The sequence below is a fragment of the Streptomyces sp. NPDC003034 genome (genome assembly GCF_053591375.1).
On the sequence record NZ_JBSFTS010000012.1, the window covers coordinates 12,723 to 37,826 of the forward strand.

Below are 25,104 nucleotides of genomic sequence, written 5' to 3' on the forward strand. Positions count from 1 at the left end.
AAGCTCCTGTGAGGGGGTCGGTCAGACCGGGTGGGTCTGGCTCAGGTGAAGTGACGGTCCAGGCGCCAGCGCGGGCGGGGACGGTCGGTGTGGTCGATGACGACCTTGGGGGGCAGGCCCAGGTCGTGGAAGGGCGACTCGTTGGAGTCCATCTGGTACCCGGCGGTGTTGGGGTAGACGAGCAGATCGCCGGTGCGGGGGCGGCGGTTGAAACCGATCTTGCGCCAGGTGAGCATGTCGGATTCCAGGCAGGTGGCCGCCCCGATGCTCGCCGGATACACGCCGGCGGGCGTGGTGGTGTCCTGGGAGACGGGCGTGTCCTGGGACACGAGGTGGGGATCGGGCAGGTATTCGCTGTTGAACCACTGCTCGGACAGGCTCAGGCTGGTGCCGTCGACGGTCAGGAGCTGATACCCGTCGCGGTCCTTGACGCCCTGGATCCGAAAGACGGTGGCTCCCGCCTGGTGGAGGAGGGCTCGGCCCGGTTCCAGGAGCAGTACGACGCCGGCGTCCTTCAGGAGTTCGGCCAGCGGCCGGCTGTGGCCTTCCGGCCGGGTCTCCAGCAGCGCGGCCAGCGCGTGGGCTCCCGCGTTCGGCGAGTGGTACGGGTAGAAGTCACCGGTCTGGAACGCCTTGCCCGCGTGGTAGTAGCGGCTGTGGTGCTCGGTGAGGAAGGTGTTCCAGCTGTCCGCGTCGGTGTAGCTGATGGGCAGGCCGCCGCCGATGCTGATCCGGCTGGCCTCAAGGCCCTGGACGCGTGCCTTGAGGCACAGGTCGACCAGGTGACCGGCGAGGTCGGCGCGCGGCTGGAGCGCGTAGCCGGACAGATGGAAGCTGAAGCCCTCCATCCGGACCACGTCGCCGGCCTGGACGCAGCGGTCCATGGCGGTGGCCAGTTCGGTCCCGGTCATCCCGAAGCGGCTGTGCGGCTGCGCCGGGGGAAGGCAGCGCAGCAGTACCCGGGCGGGACGCACCTGGCCGGTCAGGGCGATGGTGACGAGGGCGTCCAGTTCGTCCAGGGCGTCGACCGCGATCAGTGCGCCCTGCTGGACCGCCAGGCGGAGCAGGGCCGTGTCCTTGGCCGGTCCGGTGACGACGAGGTGTTCCCCGCGTACGCCGTGGCCGAGAGCCTCACGCAGTTCGCCGACGGAGGCGACGTCCACTCCGGCGCCGCCCGCCGCCGCCCGTTCGACGTATACGGCGGCCTTGTTGGCCTTCTTCGCGAAGTACACGAAGCCGTCCACACCGGCCGAGGTGAGGGCGTCCCGCATGGCCCGCAGGTTGGCGTCGAAGGCGTCGGGCAGCAGGAAGTGGAACGGGCCGCCGAAGGCGTAGGCGAGTTCGGGCAGGAGCCCGCTGGCCAGCACCGCGTCCGTCGCCGCGTCAGGCAGGGAAGGGAGGGCGGGCCAGTGGCCGGTGCCGGCGCTCACTGCCACAGCGGCACCTCGGTGCCCAGGCCCTGGGCGATGGCCAGCTGGGCGAAGCGGTGTCCCAGGGCGATGTCGGTGACGACGAGACCGCTGTTGTAGGCGAAGATCCGCTCGGAGTCGCTCTGGCGGCCAGCGGCGGCGCCGGCCAGCACCGGCGGGAACTCGGCGTCGACCGAGGGGAGTTTGCCGTCGGCGTCGGCCATGTCGGTGCCGGTGACGTTCATCTGCGCCTCGCTGGTGGCGATGACCCGGTCGGCCCGGTGCAGGGTCGAGGGCGCCAGCCCGTGTCCGACGAGGATCGACAGCGCGCCGGGCCTCAGCCAGTCGGCCTCGATCGCGGCCGGGGTGTGGGCGCCGGCGGTCGCGACGATGACGTCCGCGTCGGCGGCGGCCGCCCGCAGGTCGGTGACGATCTCCACGTCGCGGTCGGGGAAGTGGGCGCGCAGCTGCTCGCGGACTGCCTCGATGCCCTCGGGGTGGGTGCCGGACACCATCAGCCGGTCCAGGTCCGGCAGCGTGGTCAGCAGGAACGGGAGCGCGAGGCGGCCCTGGGTGCCGGTGCCGATGACGAGCGCGGACCGGGCGCCGGGGGCCGCGCACGCGCGGGCCAGCAGCGCGGAGACGGCCGGGGTGCGCAGGGAGCCGATGCGGGAGCAGTCCATCATCGCCACCGGCAGCCCGGTGACGTCGTCGTAGATCGTCAGCGCGGTGTAGTAGTGCTGCTCCTCGCGGCCCTTGTCCAGACCGTGCTTGTACGAGGTCTTGATCGCGACGACGTTGCGGGAGCCGTCGCGGCCCAGCATGGCGTAGGAGACGGAGTGTCCGTCCTGCGGCTTGACGGTCAGTTTCCGGGGGTTGTCGGACTGGCCGGCGTGGAGGGTGCGGTAGGCGCCCTCCACGGTGGCGACCACGTCGGCCAGGGATATGTCGATCCCGGCGAGGTCGGTGGTCGACAGGATGCGCAGGTGCTTGTCGTCGCCGGATATCGGGGTGCCGATGGCGGCGGCAGAGGTGTCCGTCATGGTCGTGATTCCTCCGGTACGGGGCGGGTGTTCAGCTCGCGTGCGCTTCGAGGGCGGCCTGGCCGTACCCGTGCTCGCCCGTTTCGGCAGCGGGGCGGGTACGGCGTCCGGGGACGCGGACCGAGGCGCGCTTGAGCCAGCGGTCGGTGCCGTCGTAGCGGGCCTGGAAGGGCACGCGGCCGTGGACCACCAGGTCGTTGTCCACGACGAGGACCTCGCCGGGGCTCAGGCTGACGGCGACGGAGACGCGGGCCAGTTCGTCCGACAGGCGGTCGTACGCGGCCCGGTACTCCTCGTCCGCATCGTCGAGCGGGGTGTACGCGGGGTCGAAGCGCAGGGTCAGCCCGTCCGCGGTGGCGAAGAGCGCCGGCACGGCGGGCGGGGCCTCGTCGGCGTAACCCTGGGCCGCCTCGTAGGCGTCATCGGGGAGGATCGGCAGCACCGGCCGGCTCAGCAGCTCGATGTCGGTGTCCGCGAGGCGGGCCTTGCGGATGCTCGCGGCGGTGGTGGCGATGTCGTCGTGGTTGCGCATGCAGCCGAGCATCAGCAGGTGGGCGCGGCCCGGGTGGAAGGCGTCCTCGGTGTGCGGGCTGAGGAGCACGGTGCTGGAGGCGCCCGTCTGCTCGGTCTCGTGTCCGGGGGACGGGACGATGTTGTGGACGAAGCGACCGTCCTGCTGGCCCTCCCAGGCGATGGGGTTGCCCATCACGGTGGCGAGCAGGAGCAGCGTGATGTCGTGGACCGCGCCGCTGTCACCCGCGGTGGCCCAGCTGGTGGGCGTCGGACCGATGTCCTGATCGTCGACGTCGAGGCCCCGCAGGACGAACAGACCGTCAGCGGTGTCGACGGGGCGGCACTGGTGGCGCAGGGTTTCGCTGAAGCCGTCGGCGACCTGCTGGACCCGGGCGAGGAGCTCGGGGCTCGTGGCGGACGTACCGAACGCGGCCAGTAATTTCTCCGCGGCCACGCGGAGTTCGCCCACGGTGTGGGCGTCGAGCTGGCGGACTGGCGCGGCTGCCGTGCTCATGGCGAAGTAATCCGTTTCGGTCGGATGACAGGGGAACCCGGTGCTCTGGCGCGGTTCGTCTCTCGATAGTCGGGCGAGACCTCGTAACTGGCGGAGCCCAACGGCTTGTTGGCGCCAGCCGTGAACCTGCGGAACCGGCGAACGATTCGAACGCTAGCAGGAGTTTTAGGTAAGGCAAACCTTACTGACCGGTCAGATGACGCTCCGATCCGGACATGTGTCCCATCGTGGTCAGCAGCTTGCGAACATGGTTGTCATTAGGATAGGCAACCCTAAGCACACTCCAGTTGCTCAGTGGATCGAGGAAGCACGTGAACATGAACAGGCGTCAAGTGCTGTGGGCCGGCGGAGCGATCGGCACGGCGGCTCTGCTCGCCGCCTGCTCCTCGGGCAACGGCGACACCACCACCAAGCCCGCCGCCGGCGACGACAAGCCCAAGAGCGGCGGCACGCTGCGCATCGGCGCCCTCGGCCGCCCCGGTGCCATCACCCGCGACCCGCACGGCTCCCAGGCGAACGAGAGCGACTACCTCGTCATCGCCCTGGTCTACGACACCCTGACGATCCCCGGCGCCAAGCCCAATACGGCGCCCCGCCTGGCGGCTTCGTGGGAGCCGTCGGCCGATCTGAGGACCTGGAAGTTCAAGATAGCCAAGGGTGCCGCCTTCCACGACGGCTCCCCGGTGACCGCTGACGACGTCGCCTGGTCGCTGAAGCGCCTGCGCAACACCCCCTCCGGCGCCTCGCGCCTGCCCGGCATCAAGCCGGAGAACATCACGGCTGAGGGCACCGACACCGTTGTTCTCGTCTCGGACTACGCCAACGCCGAACTGCCGCTCCTGACCCGCTTGACGACCTTCGTCATGAAGAAGGACACCGCCGACAACGCGCTGGAGAAGGCGCCCGGCACCGGCCCGTTCAAGCTGGACTGGTACCGCGGTGGCAACGCCCGCCTGGTGAAGAACGACCAGTGGTACGGCGGCGCCGTGCACCTCGACGCCATCGAGGTCACCATGTTCGAGACTCCCCAGGCGATGGCCAACGCCCTCCTCGCCGGGCAGATCGACGTCGCCTCCAACGCCGGCGCGGTCGCCGCCCGGACCGCCGAGGCACGCAAGGACATCCAGGTCCTGCGCCGCCCCGACGACATGGCCATGCCGATCGTCATGCGGACCGCCGCGGGGAGTCCCTTCGCCGACCCGCGCGTGCGCGAGGCCATGCGCCTGGTCGTCGACCGCGACGCCATGGTCAAGCAGGTCCTCTCCGGCTACGGCACCGTCGCCAACGACATCCTCGGCACCGGCGACCCGAACTTCGCCAAGGACATCCCGCAGCGCAAGCGGGACGTGGACAAGGCCAAGAGGCTGCTCGCCGAGGCGGGCTTCGACCTTTCGAAGACCTACGACCTGGTCACCACCGAGGACATCCCCGGACTCGCCGAATCCGCCACCCTGTTCGCGAACCAGGCCCGGGAAGCCGGCATCAAGGTCCAGGTCGTCAAGCAGGAGTCCGGCGCGTTCTGGGACAAGACCTGGAAGAGCGGCGACTTCTACACCACCTACTGGGGCACCAACGACTCCGTGGTCTTCTTCGCCTCCAAGACCATGGTCAGCGAGGCCGCCACGAACGAGGCGGGCTGGGCCGACCAGGAGTTCGACGCCGCCTACCTCAAGGTCATCGGCACGGCCGAGGAGACGGCGCGCGCCGCCGCCCTGAAGGAGCTCCAGCAGATCGAGTTCGACAAGTCCGGCTACCTGCTGTGGGGCATGGCCGACGGCATCGACCTGGCCGCGGCCAAGGTCCAGGGTCTGCCCCAGCTCGCCGGTTACGGCCGGGTCCAGCTGGAGAACGTGTGGCTGCGTTGAACCACCCCGCCAAGAACGACGCGGTGGCCGCCCCCGCCCGCTCCGGGGCGGTCACCGCGTCGCGTCGTACCGCCGCACTGGCCGCCCACGTGGCCGGTGCGGCGGCCCGGCGGGCACTGCTGCTGGTCGTGCTGCTGGCCGTGATGTTCGCCGCCGTGGAAGCACTGCCCGGCGACGCGGCCACCGCGGCCTCCGAGCGCGGCGAAAGCGCCGCCGACCTGGCGGCCCGCCGGCACCTGCTCGGTCTCGACCAGCCGCTGTGGGAACGGTTCTGGGACTGGATGACCGCCCTGCCCACCGGCGACCTGGGCACTTCGGCGCACGGCCGGCCCGTCACCGAGTTGCTGGCCGACCCCCTCCCCAACACCCTGCTGCTGGGCGCGAGTGCCTTCGTCCTCACCGTCGTCCTGTCGCTCGCCCTCGGCTGCTGGGCCGCTGCCCGCCCGGGCCGACTCACCGACCGGATCATCGGCCACACGGCGACCGCATCCTTCGCCGTGCCCGAGTTCGTCGTCTCCGTACTGCTCCTGCTGCTCCTGTCGCTCTGGACGGGATGGCTGCCCGCCGTCACCGTCACCGGCGCCGACGGAGCTCCCGCCACCTGGACCATGCTGATCATGCCGGTCATCGCCCTGGTCATCCCCCAGACCGGCTGGAACACCCGCATCGTGCGCGGCGCCCTCGCCGACCAGTCCGCCACCCCCCACGTCGAAGCCGCCTTCCTCGACGGGCTGCCGACACGCCACGTACTGCTGCGCCACGCCCTGCCCGGCGCGATCCCGGCCATCGCCACGGGCATCGCCACCTCCACCGGCATGCTCCTGGGCGGAGCCGTGGTCGTGGAGACCCTCTTCAACTACCCGGGGATCGGCACCGTCCTGGCCGGCGCCGTCGCCGCACGCGACACCCCCCTCATCGCCGGGGTCGTCATATGCGCCGGCGCAGTCGTCAGCCTCGTCCTGCTGGCCGCGGACCTGCTCCGCGCCCGCGTCCTGGGAGCCCGCGCATGAGCGCCGCCACCACCACCGTCACCAAAGGGCCGCCGTCCATACCCGGCCGGGCCAGGAACGTGCGCCGCACCGCACCCGCGGTGCTCCTCGTCCTCCTTGCCCTGTGCGGGCCCTTCCTCGCCCCGCACACCATCGGCACCCCCGTCACCGCCCCTTACGCACCGCCCGGCGAAGGCGCACTCCTCGGCGGAGACCAGCTCGGCCGAGACGTCCTGAGCCGGCTGCTGCACGGCGGCACCGCACTCATCGCCAGCGCCCTGCTCGTGGCCGCCGTCGTCACCCTGCTGGCCACCCTGCTGGGCTGCATCGCCGTACTGCGCCCGGCCCTCGGCCGCGTCCTCGAACGCACCGCGGACGTGTCCATCCTGCTCCCGTCCGTCCTCGGCATCATGCTCATCGCCCTGGCCTGGCCCGGGGGCGGCCGCGGGCCCGTCGTCATCGCCGCCATCGCCCTCGGCACCCCGTACGCGGTACGCATCGTCGCCAGCGCCGCGGCGCCCCTGGCCCACTCCGGCTACGTCGAAGCAGCCATCATCCGCGGCGAGCAACTCCCGTACATCGCCCTGCGCGAGCTGCTGCCCAACCTCAGAGCCACCGTTCTCGCCCTCTTCGGCCTGCGGTTCGTCGAGGGCATCTACGTGATCTCCATGGCCGGCTTCCTCCAGATCGGCCCGCAGCCACCCACGGCCGACTGGGCGCTGATGGTCCGTGAGAACGCGCCCGGCATCCTCCTCAACCCCTGGGCCGTCCTCGCCCCCAGCCTGGCCATCGCCCTGCTCGCCATCAGCGTCAACCTCGCCTCCAACTCGCTGGCCCCCCACTCCGTACGCAAGGCGGTGACCACCTCGTGAGCGACACGGCACGCCAGGCAGAAACCCGAGCCGTCCCCGACGTCTCGCCCCCCGAGACCGAGGCGGAAGCCTCGCCGGCCCTGGTCACGGTCACCGATCTCGAAATCGGGATCCCGGACGGCGCCGTCCTGCTGAAGCCGACCTCCGTACGCATCCGCGCCGGCCAGGTCACCGCCCTCACCGGCACCTCCGGCTCCGGCAAGACCACCCTGCTCCGCGCCCTCATCGGCCACCTCCCGCCCGGCGCCGCCGTCACCGCCGGCACGCTGGACGTCCTGGGCCACCACCCGCCCACGCTCGACCCCGTGCGGCTGCGTCAGCTGCGCCGCTCCCGCATCGCCTACGTCGGACAGGACCCCGGCTCAGCCCTCAACCCGCGGATGAAGATCCGCCGGCTCGTCGCCGAAATGGCCCCCGACCGCAGCGACGCCACCATCCTCGGCCTCCTGCGCGAATGCCGGCTCCCCGTCGACGACGGCCTCCCCGACCGACGGCCCACCGCCGTCTCCGGCGGCCAGCAACGGCGAGTCGCCCTCGCCCGCGCCCTGGCCCGGACCCCCGACATCCTGCTCCTGGACGAGCCCACCGCAGGACTCGACCCGGCCCTGCGCGACGAGATCGCCGAACTGCTGCGCGACCTCGCCGCCAGCCGGGGGCTGGCCATCGTCATGGCCACCCACGACCCCGAACTCGTCGGCTCCTGCGCCGACCACACGGTCCGCCTGACGCCGGTGCGCCCCCGGACCATCCCCGCACCCCGGGCCCCGGCACCTGCGTCCCGCGTACGTTCCGGCGTGGTCCCGGCGCGGGGCCAGGGTCGGGGCGAGGGTCGGGGCGAGGGGCTCACCGCTCAGGCCGTCAGCGTCACCTTCCGGCACCGCGGCCGGCGCCACCAGGCCCTCGACTCGGTCGACTTCACCGCACCCCCCGGATCCGCCACCGGCATCGTCGGCCCCTCCGGCTCCGGGAAGACCACCCTCCTGCGCGTGCTGGCCGGGCTGCACCCCGCCTACACCGGCCGCCTCGAACTCGACGGCCGCCCCCTGGCGTCCCTGGCGCGAAAGCGCACGCGGGAAGACCAGCGCCGCATCCAGCTCGTCCCGCAGAACCCACTGGCCGCACTCAACCCCACACGCACCGTCGGCGCCGCACTGGCCCGGCCCCTGCACCTGCACGGCGACCTCGCCAGGACCGCCATACCCGGCCGCGTCGCCGAACTCCTCCGGCAAGTAGATCTCCCGGCCGACTTCACCGACCGCTACCCCGCCGAGCTCTCGGGCGGCCAGCGCCAGCGCGTCTCCATAGCGCGCGCCCTCGCCGCCGGCCCCGAGGTCCTGCTGTGCGACGAGATCACCTCCGCCCTCGACCCCGACACGGCCACCGCCGTCATGGAACTGCTCACGCGCCTTCGGGCCGAGCACTCCCTGACCATCGCCATGGTCTCCCACGAACTCCACCTGATCGGCGCCTACACCGACACCGTGCACATCCTGGAGTCCGGCCGCCTGACCGGGCACGGCCCCACCACATCGCTCATGCCCGCCCCCTGACCCGGGCTGCGCCTCGGCACGCGCGCCACGCGGGCCGAGACGCCTGGCAGCGGGCCAGCGTGGAAGGGAACCGCAGGTAGGGCGCTCCCGGCAGGCCGCGAGTTCGGCAATGCACGCCCGCGACGTTGACGGCAACTTCCTCCACCCCGCCCGACCGTATTCGGCCAGTCGTGCGGCGATGCCCTCGCCCGTGCCGTACAGGAAGACGCCGGAGTCGCCCAGGGCGCGGGCACGCATCGAGGTTCGGGTGGCTGTGATGGACGCGCAGGCCCGCGCGGCGCAGCATGCCGGCGTAGTGCGGTCGGGCGAGGTGGACGTGGGCCGCCGGGTAGGCGAGCCGGTAGGCATTGCGCCTGGGGCGGTCGACGGCGGCGTGCACGACGGTGACGACCAGTAGCCCGACGGCATTTCGGTCAACCGGCTGGAAACGCTCTGTTCCGGGGAGTCCGAAAAGAGGAGAACCTGGCGGTGAGGGAAGAGGGCACGGGCAGAGCCGAGGGGAGCCGCCATGTCCGGACCGCTGTACGTTCCCGTCCTGCCGGCCAAGCCGCATGCCCTGGCCGCCTACCAGTGCCTGGACCCCGCCGTACAGTCGGCGGTCGTCCCACTTTGGAACCTGCCTCCGCGACCGGGCCTTCCCCGGACGTCCTCCGTGCCGAACCCCGGATGGACTGGCGCACCTGGCGCGAACTGTCGGACAGTGGCCGCGGCTACGTACGGTGGCTCGCCCATGGCGACTACGGGATCCAGCCCGTCCGGGCCCTCGCCCGCGAGGCGACCGCCCGCCGCGGCGGTCCGTCCTGGGGAACACTCCGCTACACCACCGAGGAGTCGTTCGTCCTTGCCAAGGTCCTCGCGCGCGGTGAGAACCGCGACACGGTCAACCGGGCCGCAGCCCGGCAGCTCACCGAGCTGCCGGGGTTCCGGGGTGCGGGGGCCGGTGCGGGGGAGGGGTGGCTGCGGGACCGCGCGCACGGGCGGGGGCCGTCGGGGACCGGCAACGCGATGGTCTGGCTCCGGGTGGGGAACGTCCAGCACATGTCGTACGTCGTCCGGAGCCTGCGCACCTGACGCGAGCCCACAGGCCCTCGACCCGTGGGGGAGCGGTCAGGTGAAAAGCGGATCCAGCATCGCCTCCCCGGCCGGTACCCGCCAGGCCGGCATCCGCACCGCTCTCACCACCGGCCCGGGCTTCGCGCCCCGGCCGCCGGACGGCAGCCCGATCAGCAGGTCACCGCGTGCGTGGGTGAGCCGCAGATGGCGGGCCGGATCCAGCCCGGGCCGGGGGCCCGTGTCGATGAGCACCGCCGTGTTCTCCCCGTCCACGGTGAACAGCAGGTCCACCGAGTGCCCGCCGACCACCGTCGCGCGCTCCAGGTCGGTGATGCCACGGGTACTGAGATACTCCTGGAGCCGGTCGGCGAGCTCCTCGCGGAATCCGGGCGCCGCCGGCGGACCGGAAACCGTGTCCTGCTCGGCGCAGGCCCCCGCGCGCAGCACCGTCGAGCGCTCCGCGAGCAGGGCCGGCAGTCCCGCCTGGCCCTGCCAGAAGCGATGGCTCCCCACCGTGATCAGCTGCGACTTCGCCCGGGTGACCGCGACGTTCCAGAGGTTGACCTGACTCGCCACCCAGTGCGTCGTCTTCGGCGGGGTATTGTCCGTGGCCACCGGACTCAGGACCATGACGTCACGCTGGCCGCCCTGGAAGGCGTGCACCGTACCGACCCGGACCCGGTCGTCACCGGACCACACCCGGGCCAGCGCCTCCTTCTGCGCGCGGAAGGGCGTCACCACCCCGACCGTGGCGTCCTCGGGCAGCCGTGCCAGCAGTTCGTCCACCGTCCGCCGCACCTGGTCCGCCTCGGCCTGGTTGCGCCAGGACCGGCCGCCGCTGCCGGCCGCGGACTCGCCGTACGGGACGTCCACCCAGCCCAGCACCGGAGCCGTATCGGCGGCGCCCGCCGGATCGACCGGCGGTACCTGCCTGCGGACGTCGGTGAGGACCTGCAACTGGCCCGCATAGCAGTAGCCGTTGACCACGTCCGCGATCTGCGGATGGCACCGGTAGTGCTCGTCGAGCAGCAGCGCCGCCTCACCGTGCTGCGCCGCCGCGTGGTACGAGGCGTACACGTGATAGGCCAGCCGGTGGTCCTCCAGCTGTGCGGCCGTCAGGCCCGCCCGCACCCGGGCTTGGCGCTCCTGTTCCGGGCTGATCCCGGGAATGTGCCCGAGCTGCATCGGGTCGCCGATGATGAGAGCCCGCTTGGCCCGGAACAGCAGCGGCAGTACCGACGGGATCGAGCACTGGCTCGCCTCGTCGATCACCACGAGGTCGAAGAGCTTCGGGGCGAGTTCGAGCTGGCGAACCGAGTGCGTACTGATGGCCCACGCCTTCACGTGTGCCATCAGGTTGCGCTGGCTCTTCTGGAAACCCGAGCGCCTGCGCAGTGCCTGGAGCCGCTGGTTCATCAGCGACCGGCCCCGCACCACGGCCTCGGCGGCCACGGCATGCGCCAGCTCCCCCGACACGGTGGCGAAGGCGGTGGCGCTCTCCAGTCGAGCCTGCTTCAACGCGTCCTCGTCCCAGGCCAGATGTGCCGGTACGAGCTCTCGCAGGGCCCGCTCCACCGCCACGGTCTCGGCGAGGTCGAGCAGCAGCTGGGGCGGGGCAGGGCGCGCCGCGGCCCAGGACGGCCACGAAGGCTCGGAGTCACCGTCGGCAGAGCCCACGAAGGCAGAGCCGACGAAGGCTGCGAGAGCCAGCCTGCGGCGCCACCCGCCGAAGGTCGGCCATCCAGCCCCGGCGGCCCTCCGGGCGCGTTCCTCCCAGCGGGCGAGCACAGCCGGATCCTCCCCTGCCCAGGCGCCCTCCAACAGCCGAAGGGGCAGGGCGAGCCCGTCCGCCCGCCGGGCCCGCTCACGGACCAGCTCCAGCAGGCGCTCCTCCTCGCTGATCCGTCCTGCCGCCTCCGCCCGGAGCGCCGCCGTACGCGCGTGGCGGTTGCGCAGCTCACCGGCCACGGTCGCGGCGCCCCGGGCGGGGGACGCGACCGGTCCGGCCAGCAGCTCGGCCAGCTTCTGGGCCTCCCGCTCCCGGGCGTCCTTGTTCCCCGTACGCATCAGCAGCCCGGGCGAGATCTCGTCGCACCGCTCGGCCACCACGTTGACGGCCTCGTTGTTCGTGGATGCCACCAATACGGACTGCCCGGCGGCGACGGCGGTCGTCACCACCGCCGTCACCACCTCGCTCTTGCCGGTACCGGGCGGGCCGGTCGCGACGGTGAGGCGGCGGGTCATCGCCGAGGAGATCACCCGCTCCTGGCTCTCGTTGCACGGGCCGGGGGAAACGACGGTCACGGCTTCCGCAGCACGATCCGGCCCGTCCTCGCCGTCTCCGCCGGTCAGGAGTGCCTCCAGCGCGGTCCCCGCGAGCTGGCCGGTGCGGCTGGACATCTGGAGCAGATTGTCGACCAGGCCCTCGGTCGCGACCCGTTCCATACCGGAAGGCGCGAGCAGTACGGCGGCGTTGTGGGCGCCGGGCCGCAGCGAGTCCATCACGGACCGCTCGCTGAGCGAGGACAGGTCCAGGGGCTCCAGCTCCGGAACGCCGAGCTCGGTCAGGAGCTCCCGTACCGCCTTGACCATCTGGGAGCCGTTGCCCTCCTGCCAGCTCGGCTGCCAGCGGGCCAGCAGCTCGGCGGCCTCGTCGTCGGAGAGCAGCTCGGTGACCACGCCGGTGTGCAGGGAAGGAACACCGCTCGGGCGCAGCAGGTCGCGGCCGCTCTCGTCCGGGGTGAGTTCCATCGGCTGGACCAGCAAGGGCGCGATCCGCACGGGCGCCCGCCGACGGCCGTCCGCGCGTTCGGGAAGGGTGATCGCGGGATATCCGTACCAGTACTCCTGGAGCCCGGTCCCGTCGGCCTGTGCGCCCGTGCTCTTCCGTTTGGGCAACTGCCCGGGAGCGGGGAAGGAGTGCCCGACCCCGGACTGGATCGCCTCCGGCCCCTGGCCCAGCAGGAAGTACGCCGACCCCCGGCCGCCGTCGCGATCGGGCAGCATGCCGGACGCCGCCTGGGCGCCGAGGCAGTGCGCGTAGTACCGCAGCAGCCGTTGCGGGTCGATGCCCTCCCCGGCGTCCTGGGCGACCAGTTGGCGTGCCTTCAGCAGGGCTGGTGAGACGCCGGACCGGGCGGCGGTCCCGGCCGCGTCGCGCGGCGCGTCGGGAAGCCGGACCGGACGGGCGACCGAGCGGGCGAAGGGCAGTGAACGGGTGGCCCGGATCGTGGACTTGGTCGGCCGCTGTTCCTCGGGGATGCCCTTGATCACCATTTGGGCGGTCAGGTACTCGAAGAGGTCGTCCGGGGTGATCCAGCCGCCTTCCTTGATCCGCCCGCTCCGCAGTCCTTCCACGATCTCACCGGTGAAGCGGGAGGTACCGAGGGAGGACCCCTGCGGTGCCATGGCGGACGCGGCCTGGAGGGCGTCGGAGGCGGTGATGAAGTACACGCCGGTCGGGTGCAGGAGCGTGCTGGGCGCCGGTCGGTCGCCGGAATCCGCACTGCCCTTGGAGGTCCACCCCTGGACGACGGACCCGCTGGAGCAGCAGTCCAGCAGCACCAGCTTGGACGCGGCCCGGCAGGACTGGAGCATCCGCTCCAGGAACTCGGCCGGGACCGCCGTGCCGGGCAGGTCGTCCGGGTCGGCGTCCCGGGTCAGGAAGTACAGCTGCCCGTCGGCCTCGCAGAGCTGGCCGTGCCCGCTGAAGTAGAGCAGCGCCGTCTCGCTGGGCTGCCGCTCCTCCAGGAACTGCTCGACGGCGTAGAGCATTTCCGCTCGGGTCGGCTCGGCGACCATCGCGCAGTGGTTGTACATGCCGATCTCGGTGCTCTCCAGCACCGCCTGCATGTAGTGCAGGTCGGCCCGGACGGGCGGCAGATCGTGGTAGCGGTCGCTGTCGTACGTGGATACGCCGATGAGCATGGCGTACCGGTCGTTGTCGCTCACTGCGTGTCCGGCCCCGCCTCGTCGCCTTCCTCGTCCCGGGCCTCGGCCGCACCGCCGGCGAGGAACCGGTCGATCAGCTCACTGTCGGCCCGGGCCTGCTTGCCGGAGACGCGGAGCGTCGCCCCGTCCGCCCGGGTGATGACGATGGTGCGCTGGGGTACGCGGGCCAGCCAGACCTGGACGCAGGCGGCGACGAGCGAGCCCCCACTGAGGACCAGCCCGATCAGGTCGGTGACGGAGCCGCCCTTGAGGGTCTCGCCCTGGGTCCGGGGGCGCGGGAGGTCGAGCGCGGCCTGCGGATCCGCCTCGGCGAGGGCGGCGAGCAGCTCGCGCGCTTCGCGTCGGGCGCGCAGCGGATCCTCGTCGAGGATGGCGATGCGGTGGCCGGCGGCGGCCGGGCCGGTGGTGGTACTCACGTTCTTGATCCCCCTACGTCTTTCCCCGTGCGGCGGACACACGGACGCGCGAGCCTACCGAAGAGGCCTGCCAACGAACCCGCTACTTTCCGGAAAGTGCCTGGTCATTGGCCTGAAATACCCAGGTCTGCCGTGTGGTCTCGCGGCGTATCCCGAAGGGCGGCTGCGCGCGGACGGGGGGACTGCGGAGCGGGGCATGCTTGGTCGGGCGAACGGGTCGAGCACGGCCTCGGTCGTGCCGCGAGAGCGGCACGAGGGGCCGGCCGTCGGTCAGGTCAGCCCCGGTTCGTCCCGCGCTCGTCGCGGTCAGGAAGAGGGCGGCCGCCGAGGCCGGAACGACCAGGAGGCGGGTCTTCAGGCCTGCGACGCGGGCTCCAGGTGCTCGTGCTCGCAGGCGTCATCGATGCCGTAGGTGTCCCAGGCCGGGAACGGGTCGCCCGGCGGCAGGGTCTCTCGTCGGCCAATTACCAAGTCGCGAGGGATGCCGACTGGGGATGGGTGCCTATGTGGCGCCAGGTTGGCGTCAGTCGGTGACCTCGTGGCTTGTGGTGGCGCCAGAGTGGTGCCATGATGGCGTTACGGGCCTCAGCCCGCGGCGCTCGGGGCTGGATCCCGGCCGCCTGGCCGCGCGTCAGTGCGGTGCGTCTGGGGGCCGGTCCGCCTTGGGGTGGGCCGTCGAGCGGTGCGCGAAGGCGCTGTCGCGCGCCACCACTCATCCGTCATCACTACCGCGCGGCCACCCGCGCGGCAGCACTGGAGGAAACCACCATGCAGGACAATCTGACAGGCATTCAGAACGCCTTACCGGCTGTGCCCACCGAGCGTCGGGCGGACTGCCCCTTCGATCCGCCCGCGCGGCTGGCTCCGTTGCGCGAGGAGCGCCCGCTGACCAGGCTGGCCTTTCCCGACGGGCACGTGGGCTGGCTGGCCACCGGCTACTCCGTGGTGCGGGCGATACTCGGCGACCCCCGCTTCAGCTCCCGCTACGAACTGATGCACTACCCCTTCCCCGGCGGCCCCGAGGAAGGACTGCCGCCCGCCCCGGTCGGCGACATGACCGGGATGGACGCTCCCGGGCACACCCGCTACCGGCGCATGCTGATGGGCAAGTTCACCGTGCGCCGGATGCGCCAGCTCACCGAGCGCACCGAGCAGATCACCGCCGAGCACCTGGACGCGATGGAACGCCAGGGCCCCGGCGTGGACCTCGTGCAGGCCTTCGCCCAGCCGATCCCCGCCCTGATGATCTGCCAGCTCCTGGGCGTGCCCTACGCCGAACGCGATTCCTTCCAGCGGCACGCGGTCACGCTCATGACCACGGACGCGACGCCCGAGGAGCAGTACGCCGCGATGGGCGGGCTGCAGGGGTACATGGAGCGGCTGGTACGGGCCAAGCGCGCCGCGCCGTCCGACGACCTGCTCGGCGACCTGGTCCGGGACACCGACCTCACGGATGAGGAACTCACCGGCCTCGGCGGCTTCCTGCTCGCCGCCGGCCTCGACACCACCGCCAACATGCTGGCCCACGGCACGTTCGCCCTGCTGGCCCACCCGGCACAGGCCGACATCCTGCGGGCCGAACCGGACCTCGCCGGCCAGGCCGTGGAGGAACTCATGCGCTACCTGACCGTCGCGCACACCAACATGCGGTCGGCGCTGGAGGACGTCGAGATCGACGGCCAGGTCGTCCGGGCGGGGGAGAGCGTCGTGCTGTCCATGGACGCCGCCAACCGCGACCCGGCGAGGTTCCCGGACCCCGACGTCCTCGACCTGCGCCGCAAGGCCACCGGCCACCTCGGCTTCGGCCACGGCATCCACCAGTGCCTGGGCCAGCAGCTCGCCCGTGTCGAAATGACCGTCGCCCTCCCGGCCCTGTTCACCCGGTTCCCGACGCTGCGGCTGGCGGTGGCGCCCGAGGAAGTGCCCCTGCGGACCGCCATGAACATCTACGGTGTGCACCGGCTCCCCGTCACCTGGGAAAAGGACTAGCCTCGTGGACCTGGAGCTCAGCGTCGACCGCGAGCGCTGCCTCGGCGCCGGAATGTGTGCGCTGACCGCCCCCGAGGTGTTCGATCAGGACGCCGAGAGCGGCCTCGTCCTCCTGCTGGACGCCCGCCCGCAGCACCGGCAGCACGCGGCAGCCCGGATGGCCGCCGGGATCTGTCCCGCCTCGGCCATCACCCTCGCCGAGCGGGGAGCAGGAGCCGGTTCCGCGTAACGGAGCCCCTCGTCGATCCCTCGCCGGTCCTCCTCGCGTGGCGCCGACGAGGGCGGGTACGGGCGGGCCATGCTCGGGACCGCAGGACCGCCGGCCCGCGCGACAGGCCCGGCGACCGGCGTCACCGCGACCGGCCCGCGGCCACAAGGCGACGCGGCCACGAGGCGAGGAGGAGGAGAGGCGCATGGCCCGAACCGGGGAAGGGGACGGCGCCGCGGCCCGGCTGGAGCGGACCGCGGCCGAGGTGTTCGGCTGGGAAAACTTCAGGCCCGGGCAGCGGGCGGCGATGGAAGCGGTACTGGCCGGGCGGGACACGCTCGTGGTGATGCCGACCGGGGCCGGCAAGTCCGCCGTCTACCAGGTGGCCGCCCTCTGCCTCGCCGGGCCGACCGTGGTGGTCTCGCCGCTCCTGGCCCTGCAACGCGACCAGATCGCCGGTCTGCTGCGGCACGGTGCGCCGGGCGGGGTCGCCGTCAACTCCGATCAGGCCGCGGAGCAGACGAACGCCGCCTGGGAGGCGGTCCGCAGCGGTGAAGCCGAGTACCTGTTCCTCTCGCCCGAGCAGCTCGCCAACGACGAGGTGGTCGAGCGCCTGGCCGCGGCGCGGCCCGCGCTGTTCGTCGTGGACGAGGCGCAGTGCGTGTCGACGTGGGGGCACGACTTCCGTCCGGCGTACCTGCGGCTCTCCCAGGCCCTCCAGAGGGTGGGGCGCCCCACGGTCCTCGCCCTCACGGCGACGGCGGCGCCACCGGTACGCGAGGAGATCGTCGAGCGGCTGGGCATGCGAGATCCGGCGGTCGTCGTCGCCGGGTTCGACCGGCCGAACATCTCGCTGGAGGTCCGCCGCTTCACGGAAGAGCAGGAAAGGCGCCGTGCGGTCGTGGAGAGGGCGGCCGCTGAGCCCAAGCCGGGCATCGTCTACGCGGCGACCCGCAAGGACACCGAGCAGTACGCGGCGGAACTCGCCGGCCTGGGCCTGGTGGCCGCCCCCTATCACGCGGGCCTGCGCGCCGGGGAGCGCTCGCGGGTGCACGACGACTTCCTCTCCTCGCGGTTGGACGTGGTCGTCGCGACCTCGGCCTTCGGCATGGGCATCGACAAGGAGGACGTCCGCTTCGTCCTGCACGCGGCGCTGCCCGGCTCGATCGATGCCTACTACCAGGAGATCGGCCGGGCCGGGCGGGACGGTGAACCGGCCGTGGCCGTACTCCACTACCGGCCCCAGGACACCGGCATGCAGAACTTCTTCGCCGCCCGGGGACCCGGCCAGGACACGCTCGCCGAGGTGGCGGTCCAGCTGCACGAGCATGAGGAGCCCCTCGCGCTGGACGACCTCCGCGAGGAGACCGGCCTGTCGCGTCACCGCGCCACCGCCGCGGCCAACCTCCTGGAGCAGGCCGGGGCGGCGACCACGGACGAGGAGGGCGCGATCGCCGCCGCGCCGGACATGACGCCCGAGGAGGCCGCCGAGCGCGCCTCCGAGGCCGCGGCGGCCCGGCGCCGGCTCGAACGGTCCCGCGTCGAGATGATGCGGGCGTACGCCGAGACCACCGGCTGCCGGCGCCGGCTCCTCCTCGGATACTTCGGCGAGGCGTACGAGGCCCCTTGCGGGAGCTGCGACGTCTGCCAGTCGGCCGGATCCGATGCCCCTGCCGCGGATCCGACGGCAGGGGCGTCGGGGACGGACGCCGGGCCCAGCGAGCACCCGGCGGCGGCCGAATTCCCTGCCGGGACGCGCGTACGCCACCGTGAGTGGGGGGACGGCATGGTGCTCAGCGAGGAGGGCGACAGGATCACCGTGCTGTTCGACTCGATGGGCTACCGCACGCTCTCCCTGGCCGCGGTGAGCGAGCAGGACCTCCTGGCCCGCCTCCCCGACGGCCGGGGGTGATCCGGACACGGCCGGGGAAGCTACTGCCCGGGCCCGGGTCTGCGCCCCGGCGCATGCCCAGGCCCCTGTGCGGGACCAGGCTCAGGTGCCGGATGGCCGTCAGTCTGGTGTTCGCGCGGATCACCCGTACGCGAAGGCCCAGCGGTGAGGTTTGCGCCAAAGACGGGAGTAGACAGGTGAGGGAGCGTGAGGACCGGCATGAGCGGGTACCGGCGCCCCGTCCGCCCGCCTGCAAACAAAAGGACTGTCCATGGCGACGTCGACCGAGCCCGTGGCTCCCGTTCCCACGCCCGGGCGCTCGTTGGGCCGAGTAGCGGTCACCTGGCTGACTACGACCGACCACAAGAAGATCGGTCATCTGTATCTCATCACCTCCTTCGTGTTCTTCATGCTCGGCGGGGTACTGGCGCTGGCGATCCGGGCGGAGCTGGCCCGTCCCGGACTTCAGATGCTCTCCAACGAGCAGTACAACCAGGCGTTCACGCTGCACGGCACGGTGATGCTGCTGCTGTTCGCGACGCCCACCTTCGCCGGTTTCGCCAACGCGATCATGCCGTTGCAGATCGGCGCGCCGGATGTGGCCTTCCCCCGGCTCAACATGCTGTCGTACTGGCTGTTCCTCTTCGGCGGCCTGATCGTGGTCGCCGGTCTGTTCACGACCCAGGGCACCGCCGACTTCGGCTGGACGGCCTACACCCCGCTCAGCAGTGTGGAGCGCAGTCCGAGCGTCGGCTCGGACATGTGGATCATGGGGCTGGCGCTGGGTGGTTTCGGCACCATCCTGGGATCGGTCAACTTCGTCACCACGATCATCTGCATGCGCTCGCCCGGTATGACGATGTTCCGGATGCCGATCTTCACCTGGAACATCCTGCTCACCTCGGTGCTGGTCCTCTTCGCGTTCCCGGTGCTCGCGGCGGCGCTGCTGGTGCTGGAGTCGGACCGGCGCTTCGGCTCGCAGGTCTTCTCGCCCTCCAACGGCGGGTCGATGCTGTGGCAGCACCTGTTCTGGTTCTTCGGGCATCCCGAGGTCTACATCATCGCGCTGCCGTTCTTCGGGATCATCACGGAGATCATCCCGGTGTTCTCGCGCAAGCCGATCTTCGGATACCTCGGCCTGGTCGGCGCCACGCTGGCCATCGCGGGTCTTTCGCTGACGGTGTGGGCGCACCACATGTTCGCCACGCAGGCCGTGCTGCTGCCGTTCTTCTCCTTCATGACCTTCCTGATCGCGGTGCCGACGGGGGTGAAGTTCTTCAACTGGATCGGCACCATGTGGAAGGGGTCGCTGTCCTTCGAGACACCGATGCTGTGGTCGATCGGCTTCCTGGTCACCTTCCTCTTCGGCGGGCTGACCGGCATCATCCTGGCCTCCCCGCCGATGGACTTCCACGTCACCGACTCGTACTTCGTGGTGGCCCACTTCCACTACGTCGTCTTCGGGACGGTCGTCTTCGCCATGTTCGCCGGGTTCTACTTCTGGTGGCCGAAGATGACCGGGACCCTGCTGGACGAACGGCTGGGGAAGATCCATTTCTGGACGCTGTTCATCGGCTTCCACCTGACCTTCCTCGTCCAGCACTGGCTGGGCGCGGAGGGCATGCCGCGCCGCTACGCCGACTACCTGCACGCGGACGGTTTCACCCTGCTGAACACCCTTTCCTCGATCGGGGCGTTCCTGCTGGGGGCCTCGACGCTGCCGTTCTTCTACAACGTGTGGAAGACCGCGAAGTTCGCCCCGCGGGTGGAGGTGGACGACCCGTGGGGCTTCGGCCGCTCCCTGGAGTGGGCGACCTCCTGCCCGCCGCCGCGGCACAATTTCGTCACCCTGCCCCGGGTGCGCTCGGAGTCACCGGCCTTCGACCTGCACTACCCCGAGATCGCGGCCCTCGACTGGGGCAAGGAACACAAGCGCGACGTGTTCGACGATCCGGCTGCCGCAACGCACCAGGGTCCGGACGCCGGCCAGGGTCCGGCAATCCGCTAGGCCGACACGACCATGGACCGGGAAGACACCGCCGCCGGGCTGGCCCGCCTGGAGGGCTATCTCATGAGCCAGGCCGCCCGGCACGAGGCACGAACGGCGGGCGAGGACTTCGCCCGCCACCTGTCCTGGCTCGGGCCCCAGGAGCAGGACGAGATCGCCCGACGCTTCGCCGACGAGCACCTCGCCCTGCGACGGCAGATACTGCGTGCTGTCGTCGAACGCGCCCACGAGCTGCGCGGGGAGTACAGCCAGCGGTACGCCCAGCTGCGCCGCCGCACCGTGGCCTCGGCTCTCACCGCGATCGCCCTGGCGGCCGCGGCGTCGGCATGGATCAACCTGCCCCGCTGACACCCGGAGCGGGCTGTCGGCGGGGGCGGTGACGCCCGCCGTGTGCCGGGTCCTGCCGGTCAGGACCCGGGCGGCGGGCGCCCGTACGGCCGGGCCCCCTACGCCCCGTACGGCCGGGCCCTCTACAGCTCGTCGTAGCCGCCCAGATTGTCTTCCTCGCCCAGCATGTCCTCTTCCCGGCGCCGCAGGGCTTCCTTGTCCTTGCCGGGAGAGGAGCGGCCGGGTTCGCGGGGATGCACCGGATCCTGCCCCGCGGGTACCTCCAGCTCCGGCCGCATCTCGTCGGAGCCGTTAGCGGAGCGTGGTCCCTTGTCCTGGATGCCGCCCATGAGGTGCTCCTCGCGCTCAGAGGTTTCGCCTACCACACTGACACGCACGGCCGCGTTCGGCAGCATGTACGTCCTACCGCTCAGGCGCGCCGTTCGCGGAGCCGGGGTTCCAGGTGGTTGTCGAACAGGGTGAGGGCCGATGCGATGGCCATGTGCATGTCGAGGTACTGGTAGGTGCCGAGGCGGCCGCCGAAGTAGACGTCCGGTTCCTGCGCGGCCCGCTTCCGGTAGCGTTCGAGGACGAGCCGGTCCCCCGGTGTGTTGACGGGGTAGTAGGGCTCGTCCCGGCGCCCGGCGGCCCGCGAGTACTCCCGCATGATCACCGTGCGGTCCGGCGGGTAGTCCCGTTCGGGGTGGAAATGGCGGAACTCGTGGATCCGGGTCCACGGCACGTCCATGTCCGCGTAGTTGATCACGGGCGCGCCCTGGAAGTCACCGACCGGCAGGACCTCCTGTTCGAAATCGAGCGTGCGCCAGCCGAGCTCGCCCTCGCAGTAGTCGAAATAGCGGTCGATCGGGCCCGTGTAGACCACCGGCGTGCCATCGGCCAGGGAGGAGCGAAGGTCGAAGTAGTCCGTGTTCAGGCGCACATTGATCAGCGGATGGTCCGACATGCGCCGCAGCCAGGTGGTGTAACCGTCGGTGGGCAGCCCTTCGTAGGTGTCGTTGAAGTAGCGGTCGTCGAACGTGTACCGGACCGGCAGCCGCGTGATGATCTCTGCTGCCAGCTCGGTGGGGTCGGTCTGCCACTGCTTGTGCGTGTAGCCGCGTACGAAGGCCTCGTACAGCGGGCGGCCGATGAGGGAGATCGCTTTTTGCTCCAGGTTGGCAGCCGCCGCCCCGCCTCCCTCCCGTGCCTGCTCCGCCACGAGATCGCGCGCTTCGGACGGGCTCATGTGCCGGCCGAAGAAGGCACAGATGGTGCCGAGGTTGATGGGCATGGGGAACACCTGGCCGCCCACGACCGTGTGCACCCGGTGCTGGTAGGAGGTGAAGGAGGTGAACCGGTTGGCGTACTCCCACACGCGGGTGTTGGAGGTGTGGAACAGGTGCGCGCCGTAGGCGTGGACCTCGATACCGGTGGTCGGCTCCAGCTCGGAGTACGCGTTGCCACCCAGATGTCCGCGCCGTTCCAGCACGAGTACGCGCGCGCCGAGGCGCCCGGCGGCCTGCTCGGCCACGGTGAGGCCGTAGAAGCCGGAGCCGACCACGACCAGGTCGAAGGAGTCGAAGGACATGAGCGGCCTTTCCGTCAGTCGGGGTTCAGTCGGGGTTCAGTCGGGGTCGGGTGCCCGGCCGGTCCGGTCAGGTGCGCAAGGCGCGGTCGGTCGGACACGGCGCCGGCACGCCGCACGCGGGGCACCGGCCGTCCGCGTCGGGGGTGTGGAGGAGCAGCGCTGCCGAAATCCTGGCGAGCAGCGGCGCGCGCAGGAACGGCGTGGCCGAGCAGACGGCGGCCTCGGCCAGGAGGGGCACGGCCGTTCCGGCGAGCCGGGCCGCGCCGAGGGCCGCGTCGCGCAGTCCGGCCCCGGCGGCCGCGACGCCGTTGTGGTGAGCCTGCTCGAAGTCATGGGCCAGGCACATCGAGGGCGCGCCCGGGTCCGTCATCCGCCGGCCTTGGGGGCGGCCGTGCGGTCGACGGGTGCGATCTTCTCTAGAAGGGCTGCCATGGAGGAGGCGATCACGTCCCATTCGTGGCGGTGCTGGACCTGGCGCAGATTGCGGTCCCGGTCCGCCGGGGAGTGCTGGAGCACCTGGCGGCAGGCGTCGGCGAACTCCCCGGCCGTGTCGGCGAAGTGCACGAAATCGCCGTAGTCGGCCACCACGTCGGGAACGCGGGTGGACACCACGGGCAGACCCGCGACGAGGTATTCGAGTGTCTTCGTCGGGCTGATGGAGCGGGTGGCCTCGTTCAGGGCGAAGGGCATCAACGCCACGTCCAGGCCGGCCATTTCCGCGGGCAGGTCCTCGTACGGAGTCAGACCGGCGTACTGGAGGTTGTCCGCCCGTGGAACGGCGTCCTCCCCGATCTTGGTCACGGGGCCGATCATCCGGAGCGTCCAGTCCGGCAGCTCTCGGCTGAGTGCTGCCAGGAGCGAGAGGTCCAGCCGCTCGTCGAGGACGCCGACGTAACCGGCCACCGGGCGGTCGTGCGGCCGCCGCAGGGCCCGCGCCCGGGTGAAGTGCGCGGTGTCGACGCCGCTCGGAAAGCAGTGGATGTCCTCGGTGCGGCGATCGGCGACCGAGCGGTGCAGGGAACGTCCGCCCGTGAAGACGATGTCGGCGGTGCCCAGCAGCTCGTCCTGCTGGCGCCGCATGTGCGGCGACGCGCCGAGGAAGGAGCTCAGGTCGTCCATCACGTCGTAGACCAACCGGCCGGGGCACAAGGTCCGGGCCACGTCCAGGGCCATGGGGGTGTACAGCCAGACGTCCGGAGCCGTGGGGCGGCCTTCCCCGGCGAGCATCTCGGCCAGGAGACGGCCGTAGTCGCTCGCGGCGGGATCGTTGAAGCACAGGAACTCGGGGCGCCCCTCCGCCCTGGGCACGACCAGCCAGACCCGCACGACATCGCCGTGGTCCTCGCGCCGCAGCTGCGGCGACCGCACGTCTCCGGAGACCGGCTCTTCGACGAACCACGTCTTCGCCCCGCGGTCCGCGCGGGCCCAGGCCAGCCGGGAGACGAGCTGTTGGGGGCGCTGCCACACCCACACCCAGCGCAGGTGTGACAGCACGACGAGGTCGGAATCCGCGGACGCGTCCTTCACTACGCTCTCCTTCGTCTCGATCGACACGTGCACGGGTGGCACGCGGTCCTGGGGGGCCGGTTCACACCACGGCCAGTGCGCCATGGCGGGCAGGTACCCGGCCAGTTGCTCGTCGCAGGGAGCCTGGAACCGGTAGGCGGGCAGCTCGTCCACCGGTGCTCCGGCCGCGGCGGCCCGCCACACGCGGGTGAAGGCCGACTGCTGACGGGCCCCGCCGCGGTCATGGCCGACCACGCCGACGGGGTCGCTGCGGCCGGCGGGGCGGGCCAGCAGCGAGTCCCAGTCACACGAGTCGACTTGGGGGAACCAGCAGTAGCCGTGCAGGGGGACCCCGCGCGAGAGCGCCAGCTCGTACTGTTCGAGCGTGTACCGCAGCCACGACGCCCTGTCGGAGGGCAGACCGCGGATATTGGTCTCGGTCAGCATCATGGGCAGGCCGTACCGCTCGCCGTACTGCCGGGCCACCTCCGCCAGCCCGACCGGTCGCGGCGAGGGGGCACGTGCACCGACGTGGTCGTAGAACCACTCCGAGTGGCAGTAGTAGTCCAGCCCGAGGACGTCCACGCGGACGGCCGGGAGGTCCAGCAGGGGCTCCCCTCCGGCCGCCAGCAGCTGGGACAGGAACGGCCGCCCCCGATCCAGGTCATGGCCGAGCATCAGGTCCAGGACCACATGGCGGCGGTCGTTGGCCATCAGGGCATGAGCCCGGCCGGGCCCCGTCCCACTGTGGTGCTCGCCCGTGTCCACCCATACGTGCCGCGCCTCGGGCAGCGCGCGAGCCCAGTGCCGGGCCACCTCCGCGACGGCCGGCAGCACCGAGCGCAGAAGTCTGGCGAACCCTTCGACGCCGCGGTCGTACGGCGGCCACAGCGCCTCGTGTCCGGCCAGGAACAGGGTGGCGAACGGCTCGTTGAACAGGGTGTACGCCGGCAGCCACGGGTAGCGGTCCGCGACGGCCACCGCGTAGGCGACGTAGGCGTCCGAGAAGCGCCGGTCCCGGAAGCCGTCCGTCAGCCAGTCGGGGTAGCTGGTGTGGTGGACGAGGTCCACGATCGGCACCGCTCCGCGCTCGCGCAGGTGCGCCAGCGCCCGGTCGGTCTCGTGCCAGTCGAACCTGCCGGGCAGGGGGTTGATCCGCTGCCAGCGCAGCGGGTACCGCAGATGGCGTACGCCGGCGGACAGCACATCGTCGATGTCGCGCCGCGAGTGGGCGGCATGGCCGGTGGTGTCCAGCTCATCCACGTGCCACAGGGGCAGGTAGGTGCTTTCGAAGCCGGCCAGGAAACTACGGCCCGCCTGCGGCAGAGGCCGGATGTCGTGCTGACGATGCCCGTGCACGGCGCCTCCCACAGCGGCGGAATCTTCGGACGGCAGGGAAGGCAGCGATGTGT

19 protein-coding genes are annotated in these 25,104 nt (G+C 71.6%); 10 read left to right on the plus strand and 9 right to left on the minus strand.

Annotation, left to right across the window (positions count from 1 at the left end; genetic code table 11):
• Window positions 1–41 precede the first annotated feature (41 nt).
• From ACWDX7_RS14765 to ACWDX7_RS14775, 3 genes are read right to left on the minus strand one after another with little or no spacing between them, the layout of a single operon-like run.
• Entirely contained in the window at window positions 42–1,436 is a 1,395-nt protein-coding gene (locus ACWDX7_RS14765) for a Y4yA family PLP-dependent enzyme (RefSeq protein WP_451489848.1), read from the minus strand.
• On the minus strand, window positions 1,427–2,452 hold the full coding sequence (locus ACWDX7_RS14770) for an ornithine cyclodeaminase family protein (RefSeq protein ID WP_451489847.1): 1,026 nt from the start codon (window positions 2,450–2,452) through the stop codon (window positions 1,427–1,429). Before ACWDX7_RS14770 ends, ACWDX7_RS14765 begins: the two co-directional genes overlap by 10 nt.
• Before the next feature lie 31 nt (window positions 2,453–2,483).
• The gene (locus ACWDX7_RS14775) at window positions 2,484–3,479 is read right to left on the minus strand and encodes a TauD/TfdA family dioxygenase (RefSeq protein ID WP_451489846.1); all 996 of its coding nucleotides are present in this window, start codon (window positions 3,477–3,479) and stop codon (window positions 2,484–2,486) included.
• 317 nt (window positions 3,480–3,796) lie between these two features.
• Between ACWDX7_RS14775 and ACWDX7_RS14780 the strand changes: the two genes are divergently transcribed.
• The 5 genes from ACWDX7_RS14780 to ACWDX7_RS14800 all read left to right on the plus strand — a co-directional run bounded on the left by ACWDX7_RS14780 (window position 3,797) and on the right by ACWDX7_RS14800 (window position 9,826).
• Complete coding sequence (locus tag ACWDX7_RS14780; protein WP_451489845.1) at window positions 3,797–5,344, plus strand: ABC transporter substrate-binding protein; 1,548 nt, start codon at window positions 3,797–3,799, stop codon at window positions 5,342–5,344.
• Between the two features lie 89 nt (window positions 5,345–5,433).
• Window positions 5,434–6,354, plus strand: coding sequence for an ABC transporter permease (locus tag ACWDX7_RS14785; protein ID WP_451489872.1), 921 nt, complete (start codon window positions 5,434–5,436; stop codon window positions 6,352–6,354).
• On the plus strand, window positions 6,351–7,205 hold the full coding sequence (locus ACWDX7_RS14790) for an ABC transporter permease (protein ID WP_451489844.1): 855 nt from the start codon (window positions 6,351–6,353) through the stop codon (window positions 7,203–7,205). The genes ACWDX7_RS14785 and ACWDX7_RS14790 overlap by 4 nt, the downstream gene beginning before the upstream one ends.
• Window positions 7,202–8,755, plus strand: a complete 1,554-nt coding sequence (locus ACWDX7_RS14795; RefSeq protein WP_451489843.1) for an ABC transporter ATP-binding protein — start codon at window positions 7,202–7,204, stop codon at window positions 8,753–8,755. Before ACWDX7_RS14790 ends, ACWDX7_RS14795 begins: the two co-directional genes overlap by 4 nt.
• A 570-nt stretch (window positions 8,756–9,325) precedes the next feature.
• Entirely contained in the window at window positions 9,326–9,826 is a 501-nt protein-coding gene (locus ACWDX7_RS14800) for a beta family protein (protein ID WP_451750642.1), read from the plus strand.
• Window positions 9,827–9,862: 36 nt separating this feature from the next.
• Here ACWDX7_RS14800 and ACWDX7_RS14805 read toward each other — a convergent pair whose 3' ends face one another.
• A complete protein-coding gene (locus tag ACWDX7_RS14805; RefSeq protein WP_451489841.1) occupies window positions 9,863–13,759 on the minus strand; it encodes a caspase, EACC1-associated type in 3,897 nt (1,298 codons plus the stop codon).
• The gene (locus ACWDX7_RS14810) at window positions 13,756–14,175 is read right to left on the minus strand and encodes an effector-associated constant component EACC1 (RefSeq protein ID WP_451489840.1); all 420 of its coding nucleotides are present in this window, start codon (window positions 14,173–14,175) and stop codon (window positions 13,756–13,758) included. The genes ACWDX7_RS14805 and ACWDX7_RS14810 overlap by 4 nt, the downstream gene beginning before the upstream one ends.
• A gap of 768 nt (window positions 14,176–14,943) precedes the next feature.
• Between ACWDX7_RS14810 and ACWDX7_RS14815 the strand changes: the two genes are divergently transcribed.
• The 5 genes from ACWDX7_RS14815 to ACWDX7_RS14835 all read left to right on the plus strand — a co-directional run bounded on the left by ACWDX7_RS14815 (window position 14,944) and on the right by ACWDX7_RS14835 (window position 20,619).
• On the plus strand, window positions 14,944–16,164 hold the full coding sequence (locus ACWDX7_RS14815; RefSeq protein WP_451489839.1) for a cytochrome P450: 1,221 nt from the start codon (window positions 14,944–14,946) through the stop codon (window positions 16,162–16,164).
• A 10-nt stretch (window positions 16,165–16,174) separates the two neighbouring features.
• Window positions 16,175–16,393 (plus strand): ferredoxin, encoded by a 219-nt coding sequence (locus ACWDX7_RS14820; protein WP_451489871.1) that lies wholly within the window; start codon window positions 16,175–16,177, stop codon window positions 16,391–16,393.
• Window positions 16,394–16,577: 184 nt separating this feature from the next.
• Window positions 16,578–18,284 carry a RecQ family ATP-dependent DNA helicase gene (locus ACWDX7_RS14825; protein ID WP_451489838.1) on the plus strand — a complete coding sequence of 569 codons (1,707 nt, stop codon included), beginning with the start codon at window positions 16,578–16,580 and terminating at the stop codon, window positions 18,282–18,284.
• 250 nt (window positions 18,285–18,534) lie between these two features.
• Complete coding sequence (gene ctaD / locus ACWDX7_RS14830; protein ID WP_451489837.1) at window positions 18,535–20,271, plus strand: aa3-type cytochrome oxidase subunit I; 1,737 nt, start codon at window positions 18,535–18,537, stop codon at window positions 20,269–20,271.
• Window positions 20,272–20,283: 12 nt separating this feature from the next.
• Entirely contained in the window at window positions 20,284–20,619 is a 336-nt protein-coding gene (locus ACWDX7_RS14835) for a hypothetical protein (RefSeq protein WP_451489836.1), read from the plus strand.
• Between the two features lie 122 nt (window positions 20,620–20,741).
• On the opposite strand, the gene ACWDX7_RS14840 is transcribed toward ACWDX7_RS14835, so the two are convergent.
• From ACWDX7_RS14840 to ACWDX7_RS14855, 4 genes are all read right to left on the minus strand, one after another.
• Complete coding sequence (locus ACWDX7_RS14840) at window positions 20,742–20,948, minus strand: hypothetical protein (RefSeq protein ID WP_451489835.1); 207 nt, start codon at window positions 20,946–20,948, stop codon at window positions 20,742–20,744.
• 80 nt (window positions 20,949–21,028) lie between these two features.
• On the minus strand, window positions 21,029–22,186 hold the full coding sequence (gene glf / locus ACWDX7_RS14845; RefSeq protein ID WP_451489834.1) for a UDP-galactopyranose mutase: 1,158 nt from the start codon (window positions 22,184–22,186) through the stop codon (window positions 21,029–21,031).
• 67 nt (window positions 22,187–22,253) lie between these two features.
• Entirely contained in the window at window positions 22,254–22,556 is a 303-nt protein-coding gene (locus ACWDX7_RS14850; protein WP_451489833.1) for a hypothetical protein, read from the minus strand.
• On the minus strand, window positions 22,553–25,051 hold the full coding sequence (locus tag ACWDX7_RS14855; RefSeq protein WP_451489832.1) for a family 1 glycosylhydrolase: 2,499 nt from the start codon (window positions 25,049–25,051) through the stop codon (window positions 22,553–22,555). The genes ACWDX7_RS14850 and ACWDX7_RS14855 overlap by 4 nt, the downstream gene beginning before the upstream one ends.
• Window positions 25,052–25,104 lie beyond the last annotated feature (53 nt).